Annotated in this window: 21 protein-coding genes; 6 read left to right on the top strand and 15 right to left on the bottom strand. The window is 68.3% G+C overall.

Going from position 1 to position 26682, the window contains the following annotated elements; genetic code table 11:
* Positions 1-121: 121 nt before the first annotated feature.
* Together ACI3KU_RS14275 and ACI3KU_RS14270 are read right to left on the bottom strand one after the other, a co-directional pair.
* A complete protein-coding gene (locus tag ACI3KU_RS14275; RefSeq protein WP_404922972.1) occupies positions 122-3316 on the bottom strand; it encodes a family 20 glycosylhydrolase in 3195 nt (1064 codons plus the stop codon).
* On the bottom strand, positions 3307-4512 hold the full coding sequence (locus ACI3KU_RS14270; protein ID WP_404922984.1) for an amino acid deaminase: 1206 nt from the start codon (positions 4510-4512) through the stop codon (positions 3307-3309). Before ACI3KU_RS14270 ends, ACI3KU_RS14275 begins: the two co-directional genes overlap by 10 nt.
* A 64-nt stretch (positions 4513-4576) precedes the next feature.
* Between ACI3KU_RS14270 and ACI3KU_RS14265 the strand changes: the two genes are divergently transcribed.
* The 3 genes from ACI3KU_RS14265 (at position 4577) to ACI3KU_RS14255 (ending at position 7454) form a co-directional block, all read left to right on the top strand.
* Entirely contained in the window at positions 4577-4984 is a 408-nt protein-coding gene (locus tag ACI3KU_RS14265) for a RidA family protein (protein ID WP_404922971.1), read from the top strand.
* A 166-nt stretch (positions 4985-5150) separates the two neighbouring features.
* The gene (locus tag ACI3KU_RS14260) at positions 5151-6854 is read left to right on the top strand and encodes a L,D-transpeptidase family protein (protein WP_404922970.1); all 1704 of its coding nucleotides are present in this window, start codon (positions 5151-5153) and stop codon (positions 6852-6854) included.
* Between the two features lie 147 nt (positions 6855-7001).
* Positions 7002-7454 carry a GNAT family N-acetyltransferase gene (locus ACI3KU_RS14255; RefSeq protein WP_404922969.1) on the top strand — a complete coding sequence of 151 codons (453 nt, stop codon included), beginning with the start codon at positions 7002-7004 and terminating at the stop codon, positions 7452-7454.
* Between the two features lie 66 nt (positions 7455-7520).
* Here ACI3KU_RS14255 and ACI3KU_RS14250 read toward each other — a convergent pair whose 3' ends face one another.
* The 4 genes from ACI3KU_RS14250 to ACI3KU_RS14235 form a co-directional block, all read right to left on the bottom strand.
* Positions 7521-9332: an ABC transporter ATP-binding protein gene (locus ACI3KU_RS14250; RefSeq protein WP_404922968.1), complete on the bottom strand. Its 1812-nt coding sequence runs from the start codon at positions 9330-9332 to the stop codon at positions 7521-7523.
* Positions 9329-11194, bottom strand: coding sequence for an ABC transporter ATP-binding protein (locus ACI3KU_RS14245; protein WP_404922967.1), 1866 nt, complete (start codon positions 11192-11194; stop codon positions 9329-9331). Before ACI3KU_RS14245 ends, ACI3KU_RS14250 begins: the two co-directional genes overlap by 4 nt.
* Before the next feature lie 430 nt (positions 11195-11624).
* Complete coding sequence (locus tag ACI3KU_RS14240) at positions 11625-12140, bottom strand: methylated-DNA--[protein]-cysteine S-methyltransferase (RefSeq protein WP_404922966.1); 516 nt, start codon at positions 12138-12140, stop codon at positions 11625-11627.
* On the bottom strand, positions 12137-13636 hold the full coding sequence (locus ACI3KU_RS14235; protein WP_404922965.1) for an AlkA N-terminal domain-containing protein: 1500 nt from the start codon (positions 13634-13636) through the stop codon (positions 12137-12139). The genes ACI3KU_RS14240 and ACI3KU_RS14235 overlap by 4 nt, the downstream gene beginning before the upstream one ends.
* A 179-nt stretch (positions 13637-13815) precedes the next feature.
* Between ACI3KU_RS14235 and ACI3KU_RS14230 the strand changes: the two genes are divergently transcribed.
* Entirely contained in the window at positions 13816-15240 is a 1425-nt protein-coding gene (locus ACI3KU_RS14230; RefSeq protein WP_404922964.1) for a dihydrolipoyl dehydrogenase family protein, read from the top strand.
* Complete coding sequence (locus tag ACI3KU_RS14225; protein WP_404922963.1) at positions 15237-16001, top strand: class I SAM-dependent methyltransferase; 765 nt, start codon at positions 15237-15239, stop codon at positions 15999-16001. Before ACI3KU_RS14230 ends, ACI3KU_RS14225 begins: the two co-directional genes overlap by 4 nt.
* 151 nt (positions 16002-16152) lie before the next feature.
* Here ACI3KU_RS14225 and purH read toward each other — a convergent pair whose 3' ends face one another.
* The 4 genes from purH to ACI3KU_RS14205 all read right to left on the bottom strand — a co-directional run bounded on the left by purH (position 16153) and on the right by ACI3KU_RS14205 (position 20160).
* Entirely contained in the window at positions 16153-17760 is a 1608-nt protein-coding gene (gene purH, locus ACI3KU_RS14220; protein ID WP_404922962.1) for a bifunctional phosphoribosylaminoimidazolecarboxamide formyltransferase/IMP cyclohydrolase, read from the bottom strand.
* A 20-nt stretch (positions 17761-17780) separates the two neighbouring features.
* Positions 17781-18371 carry a phosphoribosylglycinamide formyltransferase gene (gene purN / locus ACI3KU_RS14215; RefSeq protein ID WP_404922961.1) on the bottom strand — a complete coding sequence of 197 codons (591 nt, stop codon included), beginning with the start codon at positions 18369-18371 and terminating at the stop codon, positions 17781-17783.
* A 50-nt stretch (positions 18372-18421) separates the two neighbouring features.
* Positions 18422-19633 carry a DUF6350 family protein gene (locus tag ACI3KU_RS14210; protein ID WP_404922960.1) on the bottom strand — a complete coding sequence of 404 codons (1212 nt, stop codon included), beginning with the start codon at positions 19631-19633 and terminating at the stop codon, positions 18422-18424.
* Positions 19634-19716: 83 nt separating this feature from the next.
* Positions 19717-20160: a nitroreductase family deazaflavin-dependent oxidoreductase gene (locus tag ACI3KU_RS14205; protein WP_404922959.1), complete on the bottom strand. Its 444-nt coding sequence runs from the start codon at positions 20158-20160 to the stop codon at positions 19717-19719.
* A gap of 62 nt (positions 20161-20222) precedes the next feature.
* Here ACI3KU_RS14205 and ACI3KU_RS14200 point away from each other — a divergent pair, with 62 nt between their 5' ends.
* On the top strand, positions 20223-21620 hold the full coding sequence (locus tag ACI3KU_RS14200; protein WP_404922958.1) for an NCS2 family permease: 1398 nt from the start codon (positions 20223-20225) through the stop codon (positions 21618-21620).
* A gap of 64 nt (positions 21621-21684) precedes the next feature.
* Here ACI3KU_RS14200 and ACI3KU_RS14195 read toward each other — a convergent pair whose 3' ends face one another.
* From ACI3KU_RS14195 to ACI3KU_RS14175, 5 genes are read right to left on the bottom strand one after another with little or no spacing between them, the layout of a single operon-like run.
* Positions 21685-22764 (bottom strand): Gfo/Idh/MocA family protein, encoded by a 1080-nt coding sequence (locus ACI3KU_RS14195; protein WP_404922957.1) that lies wholly within the window; start codon positions 22762-22764, stop codon positions 21685-21687.
* Entirely contained in the window at positions 22749-23450 is a 702-nt protein-coding gene (locus ACI3KU_RS14190; RefSeq protein ID WP_404922956.1) for a ThuA domain-containing protein, read from the bottom strand. The genes ACI3KU_RS14195 and ACI3KU_RS14190 overlap by 16 nt, the downstream gene beginning before the upstream one ends.
* A 41-nt stretch (positions 23451-23491) precedes the next feature.
* On the bottom strand, positions 23492-24373 hold the full coding sequence (locus tag ACI3KU_RS14185) for a carbohydrate ABC transporter permease (protein ID WP_404922955.1): 882 nt from the start codon (positions 24371-24373) through the stop codon (positions 23492-23494).
* Between the two features lies 1 nt (position 24374).
* On the bottom strand, positions 24375-25247 hold the full coding sequence (locus ACI3KU_RS14180; RefSeq protein ID WP_404922983.1) for a carbohydrate ABC transporter permease: 873 nt from the start codon (positions 25245-25247) through the stop codon (positions 24375-24377).
* A gap of 46 nt (positions 25248-25293) precedes the next feature.
* Positions 25294-26637, bottom strand: a complete 1344-nt coding sequence (locus tag ACI3KU_RS14175) for an extracellular solute-binding protein (protein ID WP_404922954.1) — start codon at positions 26635-26637, stop codon at positions 25294-25296.
* Positions 26638-26682: the final 45 nt, after the last annotated feature.

Here is a 26682-nt window from a genome sequence, read left to right as displayed (position 1 = left end):
TGTTTCCGCCGTCTGTTACGTATTCGTTACCCTCAAGAAACCCAGGCAAGTCCGAGAAACCCCGCGTTGCGGGGTGTCTCGGACTTGCTTGGGTTTCTCGCGGATAGAGGGAGAGAAGGGGTCAGGGGCGGAGGTCGGCGACGAGGTCGGCGACCACGGCCTCACGCTCGGCGAGCGTGCGCGGGCTTCCCGGCACGCCCGGGAGACGCTGCTCCGGACGCGGACCGTCGAGCGGACGATACGCGACGCCCCACGATGCGAGCCGGCGCAGCTGCACCGGCAGACGCGACTCGAACTCGTCGAGATCGCCCGGCTCTGCGCCGACCCACAGCCGCTCCGCGATCGCGGACAGCCGCGGGAAGAGCGCGAAATCGGCGCGGTCTCGCGAGTCGATGTGCTCGCTCCAGAGGTTCGCCTGAGCACCCAGACAGCCCTCCGGCACACGCGTCTGCCACGCACCAGCCAGTGTCAACGGCGGGCCGACCGGAATCGGCTCCTCCAGACTCTCGCTCTGGCGGTAGTCCAGATACAGGGTCATATCGGGGCAGGCGACGCACTCGAAGCCACGCTCCAGCGCTACCTCCGCGGCAACCGGACCGCGCCAGGCCGCGATGACCACGCCATCGGGCGTGGGACCGGCAAGCACCTCGTCCCACGCGTAGGCACGACGCCCTCGCGATGCCAGATGCGCGGCGAGCTGCGCGGTGTACCAGGGCTGCACACCGTGGACGTCGTCGATGCCCAGCTCCGCCATCCGCTCCGCCACGCGCGGCGAGGCCGCCCACTGCGCCGTCGGCACCTCGTCGCCGCCGATGCCGATCAGCTCAGAACGGAAGCTGTCGATGAGAACATCCAGCGCATCGCGCGCGAACGCCAGCGTGCGATCTTCCAGATTCAGCGTGTGCGGGTTGAGCCCGAAGCTGTGCCAGGGCTCGGCTTCCGCCGGTGCGGCGTCGAGGTTTCCGAGCTCCGGGTACGCCGCGAGCGCCGCCTGCACGTGCCCGGGGAACTCCGCCTCCGGCACCACGGTGATGCCGCGCGCCGCGGCATAGTCATCGATGCGGCGCAGATCAGCGGCGGTGTACCAACCGCGATGCTCCCCCATCACCACCTGAGCGAGCGGTCCGTGTCCATGCTTGGTTCCCGAGCGCACGCCTCCTCGCCTGGCCAGCAGCGGCCAGCCTGGCACCTCGAACCGCCAGCCCTGATCGTCCGTGAGGTGCAGGTGGAGCCGGTTCATGCGGTGACGAGCCAACAGGTCGATGAGGCGCAGCACGTCCGCGACGGGGCGGAAGTGCCGGGCGACATCCAGCATCAGCCCGCGCCACTCGTACGCCGGCGACGACTCCCAGGTTCCGAACGGCACCGGATGTGCGGCGTTCTCGGGCTCGCGCAGCTGATCGAGCACCACCACGCCATACAGGACACCGGCGGCGTCGCCACCGACCACCCGAACGCCGTCGGCGTCGATCGTGACGGAGAACGCGCCCGGCGCAAGATTCCCGGTCGCGACGTGGACATCCACCGGGCTCTGCGACGGGTCATCGCGATCCAGGAGGCTCTGCAGCACCGCCGCATCGAGCCCCTCCCCCGCGATCACACGCGCTCCGGCGAGCGAGACCGACCCACGCGGATCGATCGTCGCATCCACGCGCGGGACGACGCCGCGGTGAGCGGCAGGCTGATGCGCGAGCGCACGGCCGGGTGCGACTCCGGTGAGCCGGCCCGCCGAGACGACCACCTCCCCCGCCACCAGCACCTCGCGGATACCCACGGGTGCCGTGTGCGGCGCCGCGAATGTGGCACCGTCACGCACTTCTTCGGGGTCGAAGAGCACGAGGTCTGCGGTCGCACCGACGCGGATCACTCCGCGGGGAGCGTCGCCTCGGTCCAGGCCCAGCCGGCGAGCGGGTGTGGCGGACAGGTGTCGTACCGCTTCCTCCAGCGACAGAACACCCAGCTCGCGCACGTAGTGGCCGAGGTAGCGAGCGAATGCACCGAAGCCGCGCGGATGGGGCTTCCCGCCGATGAGGATGCCGTCCGAGCCGCCCGAATGGGCCGGGTGCGCCATGATCTCGCGCACGTTGTCCTCGTCACCGATGTGCATCAGCACACCGGTGGCGAGTTCGTCGCGCACGAGCAGATCGACGACGACATCCACGGGACGTGCCCCCGACGTCGCGGCGATATCGGCGATCGTTCGACCGACCACCGCCGCGTTCACGGGGTCGCCGACACCGGAGACCTCGATGACGGACCAGTCGGCGACCTCTCCGTGGAACCCGTCGCAGCCGACCTCATCGAGCTGCACACGCAGCCACTCGCGATCCTCGTCCGTGAACGCCCGCAGTCGCGCCAGCAGATCGCCGCCGGCAGACAGCGTGCTCGGCAGGAGAGCCGCGAGAGTCGTGGCGCCCGGCAGGTACGGATATGTGTCGAGGGTGACATCGACCCCATCCGCGATCGCCGCGTCCACGAGCGCGAGCAGTTCCCCCGCTCGCCCGCGGTTGGGAGCGAAGTTCATCGTGGCGTGCGTGAGGTGAATGGGGCAGCCCGTCGCACGCCCGATATCCAGCGCCTCGCGGAAGGCGTCGAGCGCCGCACCGCCGTAGCTGCGCGTGTGCGGAGCCCAGTATCCGCCGCGCTCCGCCACGACACGACAGAGCGCGATGAGCTCGTCGGTGGACGCATACATGCCGGGCGTGTAGGTGAGCCCGCTGGACATGCCGAAGGCGCCCTCGTCCATCGCCTGCCCGAGGATGCGACACATCTCCGCGATCTCCGCGTCCGTCGCGGGGCGCGGGTCGTGCCCGACGACGAGCATCCGGAGGTTCCCCTGCGGCACGAGAACGGCGGCGTTGCCGACCGTGGCGGCATCGATCGCCGCACGGAAGCCCGCCATCGACCGCCACGGCATCACGGTGGTGTCGATCGGACCGTTCCACCCGGCGATCTGCGCGGCGACGGCTGCCGCCACGGCGTCATCGACCGGCGCGTACCCGAGTCCGTCCTGGCCGAGCACCTCGGTGGTCACGCCCTGCAGCAGCTTGGCGGTGTGGTCGGCACCGCGCAGCACTGCAAGATCGCTGTGCGCGTGCATGTCGATGAATCCTGGTGCCAGCACGAGACCGGCGGCGTCGATCTCGACGGCGTTGTCAGACAGTCGCACGGGCTGACCGATCGCGACGATTCGCGCGCCTTCAACGGCGACGTCCGCGACATATCGCGCCGCCCCCGTGCCGTCCACCACGGTGGCGCCGCGGTACACGCGCACGCTCTTCTCCGCGCTGAGCACCATCTCCTCGTTCAGAAGCACGTCGCCACCGCTCCGATGACGAGCGGGTTGTCCGCATCGGGATCATCCACGAGCGGGATCACTCGCCACTTGTCCAGCGCCGTGCAGGGGTGCGAGAGCCCCAGGCGCACGACCTCGCCCACCGCCGGGGCCTCCGCATCGGTGCGCAGGAACGCGTGCTGGTCGTTGAGTCCGGTGATGCGCCCTTCGAGGGGTCCGCGCCCCACGAGCAGCTGAACCTCGGGCAGATCGATGTCGAAGGAGACGTCGCGTCGACCGGCGTCCAGCAGCGCGAGTCCGGGCTCCGGCTGGGAGACCACGCGGCTGAAGACGTGCATAGCTGAGTGCAGTCGCTCGGCTCCCACGGCGGTGCCGAAGGGGCTCTCGCGCCGATACAGCCCGTCATCGTGCACCTGGTAGGCGCCGGATCGGACGATGACATCGGTGTCCGTGCGACCGCCGAGAATGGCGGCGACACGATCGGGCCATTCGCTGCCGCCCGCCGAGAGGATCGGACGCCCCGCAACGAGCTGGGCGACCCGCTCATGAACGGCGAGCAGTTCGCGCAGAAAGACGTCGACCTCTGCGATGTCCTCACGGGTCGCCCCGAAGGGACCCTCGTAGCCCGCAACGCCGGCGAAGGCGAGGTTCGGCTCCGCTGCGATGGCCTCGGCGACGGCGACAGCCGCGTCGAACCCGCGAGCGCCGGTTCGACCATCGGCGCCGCCCACATCCACCATCACCTCGAGCGGAACGGGGCCGGTGTGTCGCGCCAGTCGCGCCACCATGGCCAGCGAATCCGCCCACACCACGATGCGCACGCCCCGCGCGGCATGCTCGGAGAATCGCGTGGCGGCGGCGATGTCGGTGAGGTCATTGGCCAGCAGAATCCGTTGCACCCCGACGGAGACGGCCAGTTCCACCTGCCACGGGGTGGCCAGGGTGATGCCCCAGGCTCCTTCGGCCAGCAGCCGCTGCCAGAGCGCCGGCGACATCGTCGTCTTGCCATGCGGTGCCAGCATCACGCCCGCGTCGCGAGCCCACCCGGCGACGGTGCGCTCGTTGTGGCCGAGCGCCTCGGTGCCCAGCACCAGCACGGGAGTGATGAACTCGCTGAGACGCGCGCGGGCGGTGTGGACGTCGGAGAGGGCGGAGCCCCAGAGGCGAGGGGGGAATGCTTTCGCCCAGGGACCGAGAACGGGATCGGGGACAGTCATCGTCACGGGAACAGTTTAGGCAGTACGCCGAACAAATTCGTCGGCACACCGTATTCTTACTGTCATGAGCACGAAGACCGAGGTCCGCACGGACAACGCCCCCGCCCCCGCCCACACCTTCTCGCAGGGTGTCCGCAAGGGTCCGATCGTCCAGGTCTCCGGCCAGGGACCGGTTGACCCCGCGACCAGCGAGTACCTCTTCCCCGGAGACGTCGCCGCACAGACCATCCGCACGCTGGAGAACGTCAAGGCCATCGTCGAGGCGTCGGGCGCCACATTCGACGACGTGATCATGCTGCGCGTGTACCTCACCAAGCGCGAGGACTTCTCGATCATGAACGACGCCTACGGCGAGTTCGTCAGCAAGCACACGACGGGCGGCGTGCTCCCCAGCCGCACCACCGTGTTCACGGGCCTGCCCCGCGAGGAGATGCTCGTCGAGATCGACGCGATCGCCGTCGTCTCCGACTGAGATCTTCCCCTTCGCGAGCGCCTCGGAACACCTCGCTTCCGGGGCGTTCGTGCGTTTGCGGGACGGGCACGATGAGACGTGGCGAAATCGTGATACGCGCCAGCGCCGCTGCGACTCCGCGCGAACTTACGATAGGCATGGCGACGACTGACCAGGGGGTTCCGCCATGACCGATCACGATCAGCCCGAACACACTGCATCGGGCGATGACGCAAACACTGCCGACGCCACCGCGGCTGCCGACGCCACGAGTGCCGACACCGCGGCTGCCGACACCACGGATGCGGCGACCAGCGACGCCGAGGCGACTCTCGCCGACGTGACTGCCGAGCCCGCTGCGGCAGCAGACGCAGCCGCTGAGGAGGTCGCGCCGCCCGCAGATGCTGCAGAGACCGATGCCACGGAGACCGACGCCACCGAGACCGTTGCGGCTGCGCTGGTCCCGGCAGAGACCGTCGCCGAGACCGCAGCGCCCACGCTGACCGCGCTGCCGCAGACCCCCGAGGCCCCGGTCGCCGTGTGGGCCGAAGCCGAGCCGAAGAAGCGCCGCAAGCGCTGGCCGTGGGTTTTCCTGCCGGCCGCCGGTATCGCCGCCGGCCTGGTGATCGCCTCCACCACCCTCATCGCCCCCGGCGTGAGCGCCTCGGGTGTGCCGATCGGCGGGCTCACGCCGACCGCTGCGGCGAACGCGATCACCGATCGCCTGGCATCCACCACCATCGAACTCACCGGCGACGGTGAGAAGGTGACGCTCAGTGCCGCCGACCTCGGCGCCACGATCGACGCCGGTGCCCTGGCCGATGCCGCGCACCGTGACGCTCCGCTGTGGAAGCTGGAAGCGTGGAACTCCGCCGCGGACACCGGTGCCGTGACCATCGATGCAGACAAGGCCGAAGCAGCGCTTCGCCAGGCTCTGCCCGACGCGTTCGTGCCGGCTACCGACGCCGAGGTGACCTTCGCCGACGGCTCGTACCACGTGAAGCCCGCCGCCGACGGCTCGGGTCTGAACGTCGACAGCCTGCGTGTCGCGCTGCAGTCCGCGCTGGAGAAGGGCAAGACCGTCGCTGAAGCGTCGGCCGAGCCCGAGGTCCTGACACCCGCCATCTCGACCGAGTCCGCCCAGGCCGCGGCAGACAAGCTCAACGGTCTGGTCTCGACGATCGGCTTCTACGTCGGCGACGAGCGCACCGTTCCGGTTGACGCTGCCACGGTCGCCTCGTGGGTGACGCCGACCATCGACGAGTCCGGCGCCCTCACCATCACGGTCGATGAGGCCGCGCTGGCCAAGATCATCCCGACCCTCGCTGAGAAGGTCGATCGCCCGGCCGTCAACGGCACGGAGATCGTCAACAAGTGGGGCGATCTGGTCGAGGAGGGCGAGAAGTCGCAGACCGGTCGCAAGCTCGGCGACACGTCGAAGCTCGCGGCCTCGTTCGCCGAGCAGATTGCGGCTGGCAACGGCAAGCTCGTACTGCCGGTCGAGGAGACGCAGCCGGAGATCGCGAAGATCGAGCGCCACATCGAAGTCAACCTCAGCGAGCAGCGCACCTACGTGTACGAGAACGGCAAGGCGATCCGCACCTTCACGATCTCCTCCGGCGCCTCGGGGCACGAGACGCACACGGGTGAGTTCACGATCTTCGCCCACGTCCCCATGCAGGACATGGGCTGCGTTCCCGGCTTCGACTACTGCACGAAGGACGTCCCCACGGTGATGTACTTCAACGGCGACGAGGCGTTCCACGGTACGTACTGGCACAATAATTTCGGCACGCCGATGAGCCACGGCTGCATCAACATGCGCGAGGACGAGGCGCTGTGGCTGTACAACTGGGCAGCCGACGGCGTGAGCGTCAGCGTGCGCTACTGAGTCACAGACAGCACGGGCGTCGTCCTCTCGGGGACGGCGCCCGTTCTGCGTTGCGCCACCCCGCGTTCACGCATCGCTCATCCTCACGATGACTTTCACAGAAACAACGCGGCCCCAAGTGTCGGTGGGAGCGGCTACCCTGTGGCTATGAGCGAACTGCGACTGGAAGAACTCGGCGCCAAGACCATCGTGGCGGTCAACAACCTGTCCCTGAAGCCAGGGCAGCAGCAGTTCCTTGCGCCGGTCTCCTATGACCTGGCCACCACCGTCATCAACCCGCAGACCGCCTGGCAGCGCGTCGTGCTGGACGGCGACCGCGTGGTCGGCTTCGTGAGCGCCAACTTCGATCCCGACGCCACCGAGCCGCACTTCCAGTCGGTGCTCTGGCGTATCAATGTCGACGCGGAGGCCCAGCGCGGCGGCATCGGCCGCTTCGCCGTGGACGAGCTGCGTCGCGTCGCTGCCGAACGCGGTTTCGACCACGTGGATGTCATCTACGAAGCCGGTGAAGACGGTCCGGAGCGCTTCTTCACCGCCGTCGGTTTCACCCCCGTGGGCGAGACCGAGTACAGCGAGGTCATCGCCACCATCAAGGTCTGATCACCCCTCACACGACGAAGGCCCCGAACCAGTTCAAGCGGTTCGGGGCCCTTGTCGTGGACGGGATCAGACCAGCGTCTCGCGCCATGCGGCGTGCAGCTGGGCGAACTTGCCCGTGCCGGCGATGAGCGCCTCGGGGGTGTCGTCCTCGATGATCGTGCCGTGTTCCATCACCAGCACACGGTCCGCGATCGCCACCGTGGACAGGCGGTGCGCGATGATGATCGCCGTGCGGTCGGCCAGCAGCGTCTCCAGGGCGTCCTGGATCTGGCGCTCACTGGGCATGTCCAGCGACGCCGTCGCCTCGTCGAGGATCAGCACGGCAGGGTCGGCGAGGAACGCGCGAGCGAAGGAGATCAGCTGGCGCTGCCCCGCCGACACGCGGCCACCACGCTTGTTGACGTCCGTGTCGTACCCGTCGGGCAGCGCCTGGATGAAGGCGTCGGCACCGACGGCCCGTGCCGCGGCGATGACCTGATCCAGCGTCGCGTTCGGCTTGCCGAGCGCGATGTTGTCCGCGATCGTCCCGCTGAAGAGGTACGCCTCCTGCGTGACCATCACGATCGCCCGGCGCAGATCCTTCGGGTGCAGGTCGCGCAGATCCACACCGTCCAGGCGCACGGCACCCTTCGTGGGGTCATAGAAGCGCGACACCAGCTTGGCAAGCGTTGACTTGCCGGCACCGGTGGTGCCCACCAGCGCGATCGTCTGGCCCGCCGGGATCTTCAGCGAGAAGTCCGGCAGGATCGTGCGCGCGTCCGAGTAGCCGAACGTCACCTCGTCGAAGTCGAGCTCACCGCGCGCGTCCCACAGGTCCACCGGCTTCGCCGGGTCCGGAACGGTCGGCGTCTCCTCGAGCACTCCCGACACCTTCTCCAGCGCGGCCGTGGCCGACTGGTAGGAGTTCAGGAACATCGCGACATCCTGCAGCGGTCCGAAGAACTGCCGGACGTACAGCACGGCGGCCAGCAGCACACCGGCCGACATCGTTCCATCCGGCACGCGCAGCGCGCCCCACAGCACGACGATGGCGAGAGTGACGGCGGCGATGGCCATCATTCCCGGATCGAACGTGCCGTACAGCTTCATCGAGCGCATGTTGACCCTGCGGTAGTCGGCGGACAGCCCGCTGAACTCAGTGTCGTTGCGCGGCTCGGTCCGGAACGCCTTGACGGCGCGGATGCCCGTCATCGTCTCGACGAACTTCACGATCACCCGCGCGCTGATCACGCGCGACTCACGGAAGATCACCTGAGAACGCGCGTAGAACCAGCGCATCAGGAGGTACAGCGGGATGCCCGCCAGCACCAGCACGACACCGGACTGCCAGTCCAGCGTCACGAGCATCACCAGCGTGAACACCGCATACAGCAGGCCGGATACCAGCTGGTTCAGGCCGCCGTCGAGAAGCTCGCGGATGGAGTCCAGATCGCTGGTCTGGCGCGAGATGATGCGTCCTGACGTGTACGACTCATGAAATTCCAGGCTCAGCCGCTGGGTGTGCAGGAAGATGCGCTTGCGCAGATCCAGCATGATGCCCTGGGTGAGCTTGGCCGCGAGCACGGCGTACCAGCCGATCAGGGCAGCGCCGCCGATCCCCACCACGATGTACACGGCGACGACCAGGAACGCGAGACTCCAGTCGCCCTTGTCCACCGCGAGCGGCAGCGCGTCATCGATGCCCCACGCGATCAGGCGCGGTGCGATCACCTGCATGATGGTCGAGGCGATCACCACGATCCCGGTGAGCACGATGAGCCCACGCGTCGGCTTGATGAGCGAGCCCAACAGGCGCAGCGACCGGCGACGAATCGCCCGACTCTCCGCCTTGTTGTAGTCGATGCGTTCTTCGCCCTGGGTTCCGGTGACAGAACTCACAGCTCCACCTCCGCTTCCTGAGCCACGATCTCGATGATCCCGGTCTGCGCTTTCATGATCTCCGTCTTCTCCGCCTCGGCGACTTCCAGGCTCGAGATGACATGTCGGTAGTGCTCGCTGGTGGCTAGCAGATGAGAGTGGGTTCCCACCGCGGTGATTCGACCGCTCTCCAGCAGCGCCACGCGGTCTGCGAGCGCCACGGTGGACGGACGGTGCGCCACGATGAGGGCGGTGGTATGGGCCAGCACCTCACGCAGTGCCGCCTCCACCAGCGCCTCGGTGTCCACGTCCAGCGCGGACAGCGGGTCATCGAGCACCAGCACGGCCGGTGCGGCAGCCACCGCGCGGGCCAGGGCGAGACGCTGGCGCTGACCACCGGACAGGCTCATGCCCTCCTCACCGATCACCGTCTCGACACCGTCGGGCAGGTCGTCGACGAACGACGCCTGCGCGATGGCGAGTGCCTCACGCATGACGCGCTCGCCCTCCTCCGAGTTCGGGTCCAGCTCCGGACGCCCGAGCAGCACATTGGTGCGCACAGAGGCCGAGAACAGGGTCGCGTCCTCGAACGCCATCGCGATGTGTCGACGCAGGTCCCGCAGTCGGAGGTCTCGCACGTCGACGCCGTCGAGCGTGACACGACCTCCGGTGACGTCGTACAGACGGGTGGGGAGCGTGGTGAGGGTGGTCTTGCCGGAGCCGGTCAGACCCACCAGCGCCATGGTCTCACCCGGCTGCAGACGCAGGTCGATGCCGTCGAGCAGATCCCGCTCGTGAGCGCCCGCATCCTGGTAGCGGAAGCGCGCACCCTCGAACGCCAGCTCGCCGCGCGAGGTCGGCATCTCCACCGGGTTGGCCGGGTCGGTGATCGTGTCCAGCTCGTCGTACACCTCGAACACCCGGTCGGTGGCCGTGCGGGCGTCGAGCAGGAACGAGAAGAGGAACCCGATCGACTCGATCGGCCAGCGCAACACCGCCGCCATCGCGAAGAACGCGAAGAGCTCCGGCACGCTGATGACGCCCTGACTGCGCAGCCAGATACCCGCCAGCAGGCTGATGCCGAACGCGATGTTGGGCATCAGCACCAGCCAGAACCAGATGTTGCCGTCGGCCTTGGCCTTGCGCAGCTCCGTCTGGCGCAGCGTCTCTGCTTGACCGGCGAACTTTCCGAGTGCGTGCTTGCCGCGGCCGAATGCCTTCAGCACGCGGATGCCGTGCACGCTCTCCTCGACGCTGGTGGCCAGGTCGCCGGCCTGGTCCTGGCTGAGGCGCGACAGCTCGCCGTACTTGCGGTCGAACAGGTAGCCCTGCACCCACAGGGGCAGCGAGCACACCAGGAAGATGGCGCCGAGCATCCAGTGCCAGCGAAACAGCAGCACGGTGCCGATCACGATCGTCAGCACGTTGACGACGAGCAGGATCAGACCGAATGCGAGCCACCGGCGGATGAGTCCGATGTCCTGCATCATGCGGCTGAGCAGCTGGCCGGACTGCCAGCGGTCGTGGAACGCGACCGGCAGGCGCTGGAGCTTCGCGTAGAAGTCGGTGCGCATCGTGTACTCGACCCCCATGGAGGGGTCCAGCACGAACCAGCGGCGGAGCCAGACCATCGCTGCCTCGCCGAGGCCCAACACGAGCACGACGATGGCGCCCACGATGATGCCGGCCGTGTCGCCACCGGCGACGGGGCCCTGCACGATGCTCTCCAGGGCGATGGGGATGAGCAGCGCGATCACCGCGCCGACGAGGGCGCTGATGGCGCCTCCGACCAGGCGGCCGGCGACCGGCTTGACATAGGGAATCAGGCGCGCGAGTGCGCGCGGGGTGGACAGACGTTCAGCAGAGTGCGCGGAAGAAGACATGATCCTTGAGGGACATCGAGATCGAGTGATGAGTGCGCGCGAGCGCGCGAATGACCGGTGCTACCGGTGATGCAGGGGGCCGCGACGGAGATGCGGCGACGCGGTTCTATCCGAACGTTGGCGTCGCGATCCCCGCGGGCACAAAGGCGGCAACAAGCGTGGTGAGAGCGGTCTCGTTCATTGCGGCCTCCTGGAGCTCACGGGATGTCACGCCGGTCGACGCGACAGCCCTCCAGACTATGCTGTGAGTTCCCTGACCGCAAGTCTCATCCCGCGAAACTTCCGTCCGTGGGTGAGAATCGCCGCGTTGCACGGATTCTCGCCCACATTCGGAAGTCTCGCGGGCTCTGTGGAGGGTCGTTGCGCGCGCGGCGTCGCCCCCGGGGCGATTGCTCCAGGGGCGACGACGCGGAAGGGTGATGTGGGACGGTTACGCGGCGGCCTCGCGGGCCAGGAGGGAGCGCTTCACCTCGGTGCCCCACGCGAACCCGCCGAGGGTGCCATCGGTGCGAAGCACGCGGTGGCACGGCACGAACAACGCGACAGCGTTACGGGCGCAGATCGAGGCCACGGCGCGGATGGCCCTCGGATTGCCCAGTGCCACCGCGAACTCGGCATAGGACAGCGGTGAACCCGGGGTGATGCGCCGCAGCGCCTCCCAGCCGGCGCGCTGCATCTCGGTGCCGCGCTGGCGAACGGTCACGGCCATGATCGGCTCGATGTCGCCGTCGTAGAACGCGCGCACCGCATCTCCCGCCGCGGTCTCGCCCGCGCGAACATCGACGGGACGGTCCTGCGGACGAAGGCGATCGATCAGTGAGGCCGGGTCATCGGTCCACCCGGACGCGATGACGGATCCGTCTTCGTCGGTCAAGATGCCGAACGGACCGTCTGCCGTATCGATGAACTGAACGGTGGCGCTGGTGGTGGCGCTGGTGGTGGTCATGATCGTCCTTCCGAACTGTGCGGGGTCGTGTGGTGAACGGGTGAGGAGAGGACGCGCCACAGGTGCGCGGTGAGATAGGAGCGCCAGGGCGCTGCCCGCCGAGCCCAGTCGTCCAGGCCCGAAGCGTCTGCGGGGAGTCCGGCGCGGGCACCGCCCTGACGGACAGCGACGTCGCCGGGGAGGAAGACATCGGGATCGCCGACCACCCGCATGCGTACGTAGTCGGCTGTCCACGGACCGACCCCGGGCAGAGCCAGCAGACGTCGACGCTGGTCTTCGGAGTCGTCACCACTGGTGAGCTGCAGCTCGCCCGTCGCGACCGCGGCGGCAGCGCCGGTGATCGCGCGGATCCGAGCGGCGGGCCCGCGCAGCACCTGGGGGCCGTGCTCGGCGATCGCGGACATCGTGGGAAAGAGCCGGCGCGGTCCGCCCTCCCCCGCGATATCCGTCTCCTCCCCCAACGCGTCGACCAGCCGAGTGAGGTGCGTGCGTGCCGCAGGAACCGAGATCTGCTGGCCGATCATCGCTCGAATCAGCATCTCGTGCGGATCGGCCGTGCCCGGCACCCGGATTCCGGGAACGGCGCGGACAAGCGGTGCAAGCTCAGGAATCGAGCCGAGGGCGTCGTCGATCGCCGCGGGGTCCGCGTCCAGATCGAACAGGCGCCGCGCGCGAGCCACCACGCTGCTGAGATCGCCCAGGGCGGTCAGGCGCGCCGAGAGCCGTAGCCGCGAATGATCGGCGCGAGCGACGCGGAACCACGCCGGCCCACCCGGGAGTCGGAGGGTTCGCTCAAAGCCATCCGCATCACCGGCCTCGGTTCCGGGCAGCACGCGGGCGGCCATCCAGGCGAACACACCGTCCGGGTCGAACGGGGCGCGATACGGCAGCATCAGATCGATGCGACCGCCCTCCGTGGCCTCGTGCGTGCGCCGCCGAGCGCGCAGGGCCGTGGGGGTCAGGTCGAAGACCTCGCGAATGGTGTCGTTGAACTGGCGGACGCTCGCGAACCCCGCCGAGAACGCGACCTCCGCGGCCGACAGATCTGTGCCGACCAGCAGCATGCGCGCGGTATGCGCTCGGTGCGCCCGCGCCAGAGCGAGTGGACCCGCGCCGAGCTGCTCGGTCAGTACCCGCGTCAGGTGGCGCGAGGAGTAGCCGACACGGGAGGCGAGACCGGCCACACCCTCGCGCTCGACGACGCCATCCGCGATCAACCGCATCGCGCGACCCGTCACATCACCGCGCAGGTCCCATTCCGGGGAGCCGGGCGCTGCCTCGGGAAGACACCGCTTACACGCGCGGAAGCCGGCCTCATGCGCGGCGGCCGACGTGGGCAGGAAGGACACGTTCTCCGGTTTCGGCGTGCGCGCCGGGCACGATGGGCGGCAGTAGATGCCCGTGGAGTGCACCACGGTGACGAACTGCCCGTCGAATCGGGCATCGCGCGAACTGATCGCGCGGTACCGCTCATCGAATGTCAGGTTCGGGCTCATGGCTCCATCCTGACACCGGCATCCGACATTGGCTCGCGGAAATCGGACATCGCGATTGCGGCGTTTGACAGCGCACAAACCCGCTCCTCTCGGGGCGGACTGGAAACAGCGTGCACGCCATGGGACGAGTTGTGGACATCGGGTATCGCAGTGTCGGTGGCCCGGCATAGCGTGTACCCATGAGCGCGCATGAGTACGACGTCATTGTGATCGGGGCGGGGCCCGTCGGCGAGAACGTCGCCGACCGAGCGGTGCAGGGAGGCCTCACCACCGTCATCGTCGAGGCAGAGCTGGTGGGCGGTGAATGCTCGTACTGGGCGTGCATGCCGTCGAAGGCGCTGCTGCGTCCGTTCGAGGCGCTCGCCGCGGCGCGCGCGGTGGCCGGATCGGCGGAGGCGATCACAGGCGAGCTCGACATCGCGGCGGTCCTGCGTCGTCGCACCGACTTCACGCACAACTGGGACGACGCGGGGCAGGTGGGCTGGCTGGATTCGGCCGGCATCGACCTCGTGCGGGGCCTAGGCCGCATCAGCGCGGTGAAAGAAGTCACCGTCACGGCCGACGACGGCACCGTCACGGTGCTTACGGCGCGACACGCGGTCGCGGTCTGCACCGGCACGAGCGCGCTCATCCCCGACGTGCCCGGGCTTGCCGAGATCACCCCCTGGACCAGCCGCGAGGCCACCTCTGCCGATCATGTTCCGGCTTCCCTCACCGTGATCGGCGGTGGCGTGGTGGGCGTGGAGATGGCCACCCTGTACGCGGCACTGGGTTCGCAGGTCACGATGATCGCTCCGTCCGGGATTCTGCCGCGCATGGAGCCTTTCGTGGGCGAACGTGTCACCGCATCGCTCCAAGATGCCGGCGTGGAGTTCGCGAACTCCCGCCCCGCGTCGGCGCATCTCGGCGTGGAAGGACGCACGGTGGTACTCACCGACGGCACGGAGGTCACATCCGAGGAGGTGCTGGTGGCCACCGGGCGCCGCCCGCGCACGGCAGATCTGGGGCTCACGGCGCTCGGGCTGTCCGGTGTGAGCGATGACGACTGGATCCCGGTCGACGACACCATGCGCGTGGCGGACAGCGATTGGCTGTACGCCGTGGGAGATGTCAACCACCGCGCCCTCCTGACGCACCAGGGGAAGTACCAGGCGCGCGCTGCCGGTGATGTCATCGCCGCACGCGCCCTCGGCAGGCCGGTGGACGATGCCGCCTGGGGCACGCACGTGGCGACGGCCGATCACGCTGCTGTACCGCAGGTGGTGTTCAGCCCCCCGCCGGTCGGATCCGTGGGGCTCACCGCTGACGAGGCGGAGCACGCGGGCGTGCGTACGCGCGTCGTCGACTATGACCTGGGCTCCGTCGCCGGTGCCGCCACGTTCGCGGACGGATACGCGGGTCACGCGCGGATGGTGGTGGACGAGGACCGCAGTGTGATCATCGGCGCGACCCTCATCGGCCCCGGTGTCGAGGAGATGGTGCATGCTGCGACCATCGCCATCGTGGGCGAGGTGCCCCTCCCCCGGCTGTGGCACGCCGTGCCTTCGTACCCCACCATCAGCGAGGTCTGGCTCCGTCTTCTCGAGGGCTACGGACGCCCATGACCGCCCGGGATCCGCAGCTCCTCCCCTGGCTGGCAGAGCTGCACCGCCGATCCACCATGTCCGGATGGGGCTTCGCAGCGTTCGACGGGCGAATCGAGTCCGACGATCCGCCGTGGGATTTCGACGAGGAGGTTCGGGGCGCGCTGCGGTCCAGTGAGCACGCCGTCGACATCGGCACCGGCGGCGGGGAGCGCCTGCTCACACACCTGGCCGCTCTCGGAGACGAGCACGGCGTCATCACCGCGACCGAGGGCTGGGAGGACAACCAGCCGATCGCACGAGCCGCCCTCGCGCCGTACGGGATCGACGTGCTCGCCTACGACCCCGAACTGGGCGAACGCCTGCCGCTGCCGGATGGCTCGCAAGACCTGGTGTTGAACCGCCACGAAGCGGTGGACGCCGCGGAGATCGCCCGCGTGCTTCGCCCGGGAGGACGACTCCTCACCCAGCAGGTCGACGGGCGAGACGGCGAGAGGCTGCGCGAATGGTTCGGCGGCGAGAGTCTCTACGACCATGTCACCGTCGATAACCTCACGGCGGCTCTTGCCGACGCGGGGTTGCGCATCGACCAGGCCGACGACTGGATCGGCGCGATGCGTTTCCGTGACATCGGAACCCTCGTGGAGTACCTCGCGATGATCCCGTGGGATGTCCCCGACTTCGAAGTGCACGAGCACGAGGAACAGCTGCACGCTCTCGCGACGGTTCGCCCGATCGAAGTGCCGCAGCGCCGGTTCCGGATCATCGCGACGCGACTCTGAGCCCGACCGCATCGCCCCGCGCGGGGCCGCCCCGCTGAGCGCCAGGTGCCCACTCAATCCCAGCCGCCGCCACGGCCGCGGCGCGCAACCGTCCCCCGGAGACAGCACAACGGCCGCGACGCAGGTGCATCGCGGCCGTCGTGACACGCGCTCAGTGGAAGAAGTGACGCTCGCCCGTGAAGAACATGGTCACGTTCGCAGCCTGTGCAGCGGCGATGACCTCCGGGTCGCGCACGGAGCCACCGGGCTGAATGATGGCGGAGACGCCGGCATCGATCAGCACCTGGGCGCCGTCGGCGAAGGGGAAGAAGGCGTCGGACGCAGCCACCGAACCGGCAGCGCGGTCGCCCGCGCGCTCCACGGCCAGGCGGCAGGAGTCGACGCGGTTGACCTGACCCATACCCACACCCACCGTGGCGAGGTTCTTGGCCAGCACGATCGCGTTGCTCTTGACGGCGCGGCAGGTCTTCCACGCGAAGATGAGATTCTCCATCTCCTCCTCGGCGGGGCGCTCGCCCGAGACCAGCTCCCAGTTCTCGGCCACCGACAGGATGTCAGACGGGAACCGGTCGGCGTCCTGCAGCAGCAGACCACCGGAGACCAGCCGCACGTCCATCTCCTCCTGCTGCCAGTCGGCGGGAAGCTGCAGCACACGCAGGTTCTTCTTGCGGCTGAACGCCTCCAGCGCGGCCGGCTCGTAGGAGGGGGCGACGATGACCTCGGTGAAGATGTCAGCGAGGTTCTCGGCCATCTTCAGCGTCACGGTGCCGTTGGCGGCGATCACGCCGCCGTAGGCCGACACCGGGTCGCACTCGTGGGCGCGCAGGTGAGCCGAGGCGATCGGGTCGAGAGCGTTCGGTGCGGCGACCGCGATGCCGCAGGGGTTCGCGTGCTTGATGATGGCCACGGCCGGCTTGACCATGTCGTAGGCGGCGCGAAGAGCGGCATCGGCGTCCACGTAATTGTTGTACGACATCTCCTTGCCCTGCAGCTGCGTGGCCTGCGCGATGCCGCGTCCGCCCTGGCGCGTGTAGATCGCCGCGCGCTGGTGCGAGTTCTCGCCGTACCGGAGCGTGTTCAGCCGCTCCGCCTGGATCGTGAGGTGCTCGGGCAGGCCAACGCCCTCGCCCAGCGTCTCGCCGGAGAACCAGGCGGCCACGGCGGCATCGTAGGAGGCGGTGTGCGAGAACGCGCGCGCCGCCAGCTCACGACGCTGCGTGAGCGATGTACCGCCCGCCGTCACCGCATCGATGATCGACGGGTACGAGGACGGAGACACGACGATCGCGACGTTGGCGAAGTTCTTCGCGGACGCGCGGACCATCGCGGGACCACCGATGTCGATCTGCTCGACGACCGCGTCGCCCTGCGCCCCGGACGCCACGGTCTCCACGAACGGGTAGAGGTTCACCACGACGAGCTCGAACGGACGGATGTCGAAGTCGGCGAGCTGGCGCTCGTGGTCCTCGAGGCGGAGATCGGCCAGCAGGCCGCCGTGCACGCTCGGGTGGAGGGTCTTCACGCGACCGTCGAGCATCTCCGGGAAGCCGGTGATGCTCGCCACGTCGGTGACGGTGTGTCCGGCATCGCGAATCGTTGCGGCCGTGGAGCCGGTGGAGACGATCTCCACGCCGGACGCGGAGAGGGCCGCGGCCAGCTCCAGCAGTCCGGACTTGTCGCTGACGGAGATGAGCGCACGGCGGACGGGGACGACGTCGCGCTCCCGGTAGTCGGCGGGGTCGTGGCTGTGGCCGGCCATGGTTCCTCTTTCAGATGGGGTCAGTGCGCGGGAGCGGCGAGGTCGATCTCACCCGTCGCGATGCGGCGGACGACGTCGATCAGCAGCTCTCGTTCGACGGGCTTGATGCGGTCGTGCAGAGTGGCTTCGTCGTCGCCCGAGAGCACCGGCACGCGGCGCTGGGCGAGGATCGGTCCTGCGTCGACGCCGTCGTCGACCACGATCACGCTGGCCCCCGTCTCCGTCACGCCGGCCGCGAGCGCATCCCGCACACCGTGGGCACCGGGAAACTCGGGAAGGTAGGCGGGGTGGGTGTTGATGATACGCGGCGAGAAGCGGGCCACCACGGCCGGCGGCAGCAGCTTCATCAGCCCGGACAGCACCACGAGATCCGGATTCCACACCTCGAGCTGGTGTAGGAGCTCGTCGCCCCAGGCGACCCGCTCGTCCTTACCGCGCCACGGGACCACGAACGTCGCAATGCCGAAGGCCTCTGCGTGCGCCAGTCCCTCCGCCTCGCGGTCCGCGCCGACCGCGACGATACGCACCGGATAGTCCGCGACACTCGCTGCCTCCAGCAGCGCACGCAGGTTTGATCCGGTTCCCGAGATGAGCACGACAGCCGACAGCACGCCACCAGTCTACTGGCGCTCGGAAGAGCGCCCGACCGGGCGAGGCCCGCTCAGAACTCGTCGCGGTGACGTCGCGGCGACAGCAGCAGGATCGCGGCACCCACGAGAACCTCGACACCGACCGCGAGCGCGACGAACCCGGGGTTCGGTCCAAGCTCAGCGAGTCGTCCGGGACCGATACCGCCCCGAGCGAGCGCGCTGAGGATCGCCACGAATCCGGCAGTACCTGCCGCCACACTGAGGCTCAGCGCGATCCGTGGCAGGAGCGGCTCGTCCTCGCCCAGCACGGAAACAAAGCCCGAGCGCAGCACCCAGCCCGCCAGCGCTCCGATGGCGACCGGCACGATCACCACGGCGAGCATCAGCGGCGCTCCCCCGCTCGGCAGCAGCCCCAGGGGCGGAAGTGCGGGAACCACGCCCAGATGCACCGCGGCGGGAGTCAGGGTGGAGCCGACGCCGACCGTGATCCCGGCACCACTGATCCAGGCGAGCGCCCAGACGATGAGCGTGGGCAGGTAGGCGAAGGCGGCGAGCGAGATCAGCACCGCGCCCCAGACGTCGACACGTGCGGACTGGAAGAGGGAGATGACCTCACCGCCGCGCAGCACCACCGCCACGAGCACGGCCAGCGCGCCGGCCCCGACGAGCGACGCGCACGTGATCGCGATCCCCCGCGCGGCCAGCGCGGGCAGTTCGCTCCACTGCACCGGAGTGTCATCGACGCGATCGTGCACCCAATCGACGAACCCGCGATCCCCGTCGCGCCAGGCGATCACGAGGGCACCGACGATGGCGGGCACCGTGTAGAGGAGAGCCGGGTGCAGGATCGCCTGCCACGTGATCGTGTGAGCGAGCGGTGCCGCGGAGGTGAGCTGCACGACGACCGCGATGGCGGTGTAGACGATCGCACCGGCGAGCACGCCCGACGTTCCCGCGCCCGCCCGCATCGCACGCACGCCCGAGCGGGCGGCGAAGATCGCGACGAACGAGGTGAGCGCGAGGGGTGCCAGCGAGAGGATGAAGCCGCCGGCATCGGGGGCGACGCCGAGGGTCGTGAGGAGCGGTTCCGGCAGGGTAAGTGTGACGGGCACCAGCCCACCGAGCTGCCAGATCTTGGCGATCAGCGGCCAGAGCCCCGCCCACGAGGCATCGGCAGCCGTCGCCCAGAACAGCGCCAGCGGCGCCCCGATGACGGCGAGTCCCACGGCCGCGGCGACGAGCGCGTCGAAGGCGGCGAGGAGGGCGACGGTGAGGCGGTGCATGGCCTTCCGACCCTACCCGGGCGTACGTTGACACCCCCGGCTCACGCGCCGCCGTCCCGCCAGTTCCCAGTGATGCCGGGAAGTCACTCCGCCTCGACAGGCTCCAGCAGGAACAGGGGAATGAGTCGGTCGGTCTTGGTCTGGTAGTCCGCATACGGCGGCCAGGCCGCGCACGCCCGCGCCCACCATTCCTCGCGCTCCTGACCCGCCAGTTCGCGCGCCGTGTAGTCGCGCTTGTCCGCGCCGTCCTGCAGCTCGACGTGCGGGTTCTTGCGGATGTTCCAGTACCACGCCGGGTGGTCGGGCGCCCCGCCCTTGGACGCGACCACGACGTAGCGTCCGTCGTGCTCGACGCGCATGAGCGCCGTCTTGCGCAGCGCTCCGGAGCGAGCCCCGAGCGTGGTGAGCACGATGATGGGCTTGCCCTGCATATCTGCGGCGTCGGCACCGTTCGAGGCTTCATAGTCCTCGGCCTGCTTGCGGGACCACTCATATCGTCCCGGCTGGTAAATTCCTGAGAGTGGCATATCGTACCTCCACCTCGGAGGATACGCGCCTCACCCCCACCCTGACACGTATGAGGAGCCTCATGGCCACGGCGCCAGCCCAGCCCACCACCGCACTCGATCGCTTCTTCCACATCACCGAACGCGGATCCACCGTCGGAGCTGAGCTCCGTGGCGGTCTCGTCACCTTCGTGACGATGGCCTACATCGTGATCCTGAACCCCATCATCCTGGGGACGCCCGACGTCGACGGCAACACGCTCGCCGGTCCTGCCGTCGCTGCCGCCACCGCCCTCACCGCCGGCGTGATGACCCTGCTGTTCGGCATCGTCACCCGGCTGCCGTTCGCGTTCGCCGCCGGTCTCGGTATCAATGCCTTCCTGGCTTTCTCCGTCGTCGGTCAGGTCACCTGGCCCGAGGCGATGGCGCTGGTGGTCATCAACGGTGTGGTGATCGTGCTGCTGGCGGCCACCGGCCTGCGGAAGATGATCTTCGATGCGGTTCCGGTGCAGCTCAAGCTCGCTATCACGGTCGGAATCGGCCTGTTCATCGCATTCATCGGCTTCGTCAACGCCGGTTTCGTGACCTCGACCCTCAACCCGTCACCGCCGGTCGACCTGGGCATCGGCGGTTCGGTCGCCTCTGTCGCCACGCTGCTGTTCGTCATCACCGTGCTGGTGGGCGGCGTCCTCATCGCCCTGAAAGTTAAGGGTGCGATCCTCATCGCTCTCGTCGGCGGCACCGTCGTCGCCGCGATCGTCAACCTGATCTGGCCGCAGGGGCTGTTCACGTTCGAGGGCAGCGTCGTGAGCCTGCCCGACCTCAGCCTCGTCGGCAAGGTCGACTTCGGCTTCGATCTCGGCAAGGTCAGCGTCGTCGCGCTCGTGATGATCGTCTTCACGCTGGTGTTCTCGAACTTCTTCGACGCGATGGGCACGATGACGGGCCTCGCCCGCGAGGCGAACCTGGCCGACGAGAAGGGCGACTTCCCGCGCATCAAGTCGGCGCTCGTCGTCGAGGGTGTCGGCGCGATCGTCGGTGGTGGCACGTCCTCCTCCTCCGCCACTGTGTTCGTCGAGTCCAGCGCCGGTATCGGCGAGGGTGCCCGCACCGGCCTTGCGACGTCCTTCACGGGTGTGCTGTTCCTGCTGGCTATGTTCTTCACGCCGCTGACCTCGCTTGTGCCGGGTGCCGTCGCCTCGGCGGCCCTGGTGCTGGTCGGCGCCATGATGCTGTCGCAGATCAAGAACATCGACTTTGCGGACTTCCGCGTGTTGCTGCCCGTGTTCCTCACCGTGACCGTCATGCCGATGACGTACTCGATCGCCAACGGCATCGGCGCCGGCTTCGTCAGCTGGGTCGTCGTGAACGCGCTGTCGAAGAAGGCCAAGACCATCCACCCGCTGCTGTGGGTGGTAGCCGCCGGCTTCGTGATCTACTTCGCTCGCGGTCCGATCGAGGCGGCCTTCGGCGTCGCCTGACCCGATTCATAGCGGCGAAAGGGCTGCAATCCACCACGGATTGCAGCCCTTTCGCCTCACGACCTCAGAGCTTCTGCAGCTCCACCCGCGGTGGAACGGTGCAGGTCGAGGCCACCGCGACGGACGTCCGCGTCGCGGCGGCACGCAGCACGGACTCCATGACGTTGAGGGCGTGGTAGCCCACCTCACCCGAGGCTCGCGCGGCGTCGCCGACGAGCGCACGATCGTGGATGCCGACACCGCGACCGGCGTCGATGTACCCGGCCGACGGCGCCTCCACCACCCAGTCGGTGTCGCCCAGCATCCGCACCAGCACGTCGCCGTCGAACGTGTTGGGGTCCGGGACCACCATCGATCCAGCTTCCCCGTGCACCTCGATGTTGGCGGAGCGCGTGGCCACGGCGTCGAACGACATCACCAGGGTCGACAGCGCGCCGGACGCATGCTCCAGCACTCCGGTGATGTGCGTGTCGATCTCCACCGGAACGCGCTCACCCGCCCGCTCGCCGGACCCGATGACGCGTTCCTCACGCAGTCGGCTGGCAGATCCGATGACACTCACCACCGGACCCAGCAGATGGATCAGCGCGCTCACGTAGTACGGACCCATGTCTAGCAGCGGGCCACCGCCGGGCAGGTAGTAGAAGTCCGGGTTCGGGTGCCAGCGTTCGTGACCGGGAGTGACCATCGTGGCGGTCGCGGCGATCGGTCGCCCGATGGCGCCGTCCTCGATCACGCGCCGAGCCGTCTGGGTCCCGGTGCCGAGCACCGTGTCGGGGGCACAGCCCACCCATCGTCCCGCGTCCGTGGCGACCCGCAGCACACCGGCACCGGCAGCTCCGTCGGCAGCAAGCGGCTTCTCGCTGTAGACGTCTTTGCCCGCAGCGATGATCCGCTCCGACACCTCGGCATGCGCCAGCGGGATGGTCAGATTCACCACCAGAGCGATCTCCGGATCCGCGAGTAGGTCATCGATGCTGAGTGCGCGGACCCCCGGAACCTCGGCGGCGACCGCCGCGGCCCGCTCCGCCATCAGATCGGCCACCGCGACGAGGCGGACCGTTCCCAGGCGGGCGAACGTCGCCAGGTACTGGGCGACGATGCTGCCGCATCCGATGATGCCGACGTTCAGCGGCTGGCCCACAGCATCCCCCGCTCGATGATGGTGCGGACGTTGGTGTCCTGCAGCACGTCGACGGAGTGACCGGGCGTGGCCACGAAGATCCGTCCCTTGCCCCAGTCCCGCGTCCACACGGCCGGCGACGTGATCGGCCGATGCCACGGGTGGTACGGCTGGACCGGGTGCGTGGTGGTGGCCAGCACGTCGATCAGGTCGTCATGCAGCACCCAGTACTGCTCCGTGGTGAGCTCAAAGTCCTCCAGACCCGCCATGATCTCGTGCGAGCGACCGAGGTCGGTGATCTCCACCGTGTACGGGAGGTAGTTGTCGGACTGCTCACCGTGTCGCTCATCGGGGTGCTTGCCCGGATGCGTGGCGAACTGTCCGCCGATCAGCTGCAGGTAGTCGGAGTCGTTGCGGTACGAGTCGGCGATGCCACCGTGCCAGCCCGCCATGCCCGCGCCCGCCTCGATCGCGGCCCGCAGCCCCTGCTGCTCCTCGCGCTGGATGGTGTTCATGGTGTTGCACTGCACGATGAGGTCGAATCCGGGCATGGCATCGGCGTCCGCGTAGATGGCCGGGCTCTCCTCGATCCGCACCGCGTAGCCGTTGTCGCGCAGGAACGGGATGAAGAGTTCCGTCGCCTCGACGGGGGCGTGCCCGTCCCATCCGCCACGGACGATGAGCGCCGATTTCTCCGTGTTCGTCATGTTCTGCCTTTCGTCTGTCTCAAGGGGCTCGCCGGCTGCGGTCACTTGCTGAAGCCCGCGGTCAGGCCGCTCACCAGCTGGCGACGACCGAAGATGTACACCACCACCAGCGGCAGCGTGGTCAGCACGACACACGCCAGCACGGCGGGGATGTTCACGCTGAACTCGCCCTGGAAGCTCCACAGCGCGAGCGGCAGCACGCGCAGATCGGGGCTCTGGGTGAGCACGAGCGGAAGGAGGAACCCGTTCCACACGCCCAACGCGTTGTAGATGGCCACGGTGACGATCGCGGGCTTGGTCAGCGGCAGCGCGAGCCGCCACAGGGTCTGCCACTCACTGCAGCCGTCCAGTCGCATGGATTCGAACAGCTCGTTGGGAACGTCGCGGATGAAGTTCGCCAGCAGCAACACGCTGAGCGGAATCGCGAACGCCACAGAGGGCAGCACGATCGCCAGCAGGCTGTCGTACAGGTTCAGGCGGATGATCATCAGGTACACCGGGATGATGGTCGCCTGCAGCGGAATCGCCAGTCCCATCAGGAACGTGCTGTTGGCGATCCGCAGGAACCGGGTGCGACCGCGAACGATCGCGTATGCCGCCATGAACGACAGCACAAGGGTCGGCACCACAGCGCCCACGGTGATGAGGACGCTGTTGATGAAGTAGCGCACGAAGTCCGCTTCGATCACCGCGGTGTAGTTGTCCAGCGTGGGATTCATCGGCAGCGCGAGCGGATTCTGACCGAAGTAGTCCGCCTGATGCTTCAGGCTGGTCACGACGATGTAGTACACCGGCACCACGATGATCGCGAGCCAGATCCAGCCGGCGAGACCGCCGAGCAGGTTCGGGCGTCCGGACGTGGTACGCCGTGCGCGTCGGCGGTCGGCCTCGCGCGGAATGACAAGGGTGGTCGTGGTCGTCATCTCAGGCTCCGTCCAACTGGCTGGCCGACTTATCCGTGCCGCCCAGCCGCTGCAGGAACAGCGCGAGGCCGAGGCCCAGCAGCACCAGGATCACCGCGATCACGCTGGCCAGACCCATCTGGTTGGCCTTGAAGCCGGTGAGGTACATGTCCAGGGGCAGAATGCGCGTGGAGTTCGCCGGCCCTCCCCCGGTCAGCACGAAGATCAGATCGAAATAGGTGAGCGAGCCCACCGTCATCAGCGTCGAGGACGTGATGATCGTGTACTTCAGCTGCGGAAGCGTGATGTGGAAGAACTGCGCGATGCGTCCGGCGCCGTCCAGCTGCGCGGCCTCGTACATGGACTGCGGGATCTGCCGCACGCCGCCCTGATAGATCAGGGTGTGAAACGGGACGAACTGCCACGCGATCACGAAGATCACCACGCCCATCGCCAGTGCCGGGTCGCCGAGCCAGTCCTGCGCGAGGAAGGGCAGACCGAGTCCGGCGGCGAGACCGAAGTTCGGATCCAGCAGCGCCTTGTAGGCGACGGCGATCGCCGCGGAGGAGAGCAGCAGCGGCAGGAAGTAGAGCACGGCAAGCACCGCACGGTACCGCTGGGTTCCCGCGGTGAAGACTCCCAGCAGCAGACTGATCGGCGTCTGCACCAGCCAGGACAGCACCATCACGACGATCGTGAGACCGAAGGCACGCCAGGTGCCGGGATCGGCGAAGACGACGCTCCAGTTCTCGATGCCGGAGAAGGTGATGGCTCCGATGCCGTCCCAGTCGGTGAAGCTCAGGGCGAGCACACCGACCAGCGGCACGATCGCGAAGATCACGAAGTAGACCAGCGCGGGGGCTGCGAGCCAGCTCAGGCCTCCCGTCGCACCCACGCGACGGGAGGCAGAAGTGAGCGGTCGCGCGGTGTTCGCGCTCACGTCACTCCCCGATCGTCTTGTTCATGTTCGCCGCGAACTCCTCCGGCGTGATGGCGCGCGAGAACAGCTGGTCGATGTTGTTCAGCAGCGCCTCAGCGGCGGTGGGACTCAGCGCCTGGTCCCAGGACTGCTGGAAGCTGGGCGCGTTGCCGGCGAGCTGGTACACGAAGGTGAGATAGTCGGCATCGTCCGTGGCGGCGAGCTTGTCATCGACGCCGTTGACCACCGGCACGGCCCCGTTCTCGATCAGCCCGTCGATCTCGGCGTCGGTGAACAGTCCGGTCTTGAGGTAGTCCTCGGCGATCTTCTTCTGCTCATCAGAGGCAGAAGAGGAGATCGACAGGTAGTTGGCGGGGTTTCCGACGACGTTCTCCGCGTCCCCTGCGCCACCCGCGATGGTCGGGAACGAGACGAAGCCGAGGTTGCCGTCCTGCACGAAGTCCTGGCCGTCGGCCTTCATCGAGCCGTAGGTCCACCCACCGTGCAGCATCATCGCGGCCTTGCCGGTGTACAGCAGAGCCTGGTCCGCGTTGGAATCGGCGGTGATGGTGTTGAAGCCCTTGATGAAGCCGTCCGCAGCGACCAGATCCTGTGCCTTCTCCAGCGCCTCGAGCGCCGCGGGGTTCGACCAGGCGTCGGGCTTGCCGAGGAAGATGTCGTTGAACACCTCGGGACCACCAATGCGGTCGAAGAGGTACTCCAGCCACATCATCGACGTCCAGCGCGACTGACCGGCGAGCGAGATCGGAGCGATGCCCTTCTCGTTGAACGTGGAGACCAGGCTCATCAGGTCATCCCACGTCTTCGGCGGCTCGACTCCGGCGTCGGCGAAGACCTTCTTGTTGTAGAACAGCACGATCGGCTGCACGTCCTGAATCGGCATCGCGTAGATCTTGTCGTCGATGGTGGCGGCACCGAATGAGCCGGCGAACAGCCGGTCCTTCACGTCGGGATTGTCGGCGAAGAAGGAGGTGAGATCCTCCACCTGACCCGCGTCGGCGTAGGCCTTGAGCGTGCCACCGCCCCACCCGTAGATGAGGGTGGGTGACTGACCGGCACCGATGGCGGTACGGATCTTGGTCTTGTAGGCGTCGTTCTGGAAGAACGTGACCTCGAGCTTCTCATCGGGGTTGGCCTTGTTGAACGCATCGACGGTGTTCTGACGCAGCCCTTCCTTCGGCTGGCCGGACAGTGCCCACATCGTGGCAGCTCCCGTGGCGGAGCCGCCACCGGAACCGGTGGGGCCAGATGTGCCGCAGGCGGCGAGGGCCAGCGCCATCGCGGAGGCGGTGACCGCCGCGGCGAGGCGAATACGACGTGACAGACGGTGACTGCTGTGTGCCATCTCAGTTCTCCATTGAAACGAGGGATGTGGTTGCGAAAGTTTGCG

It is taken from the genome of Microbacterium sp. ZW T5_56 (assembly GCF_044987425.1).
In the GTDB taxonomy this organism is placed as follows: domain Bacteria; phylum Actinomycetota; class Actinomycetes; order Actinomycetales; family Microbacteriaceae; genus Microbacterium.
Note: the sequence above shows the minus strand (reverse complement) of the source record. Positions and strands in the feature narration are given on the sequence as shown.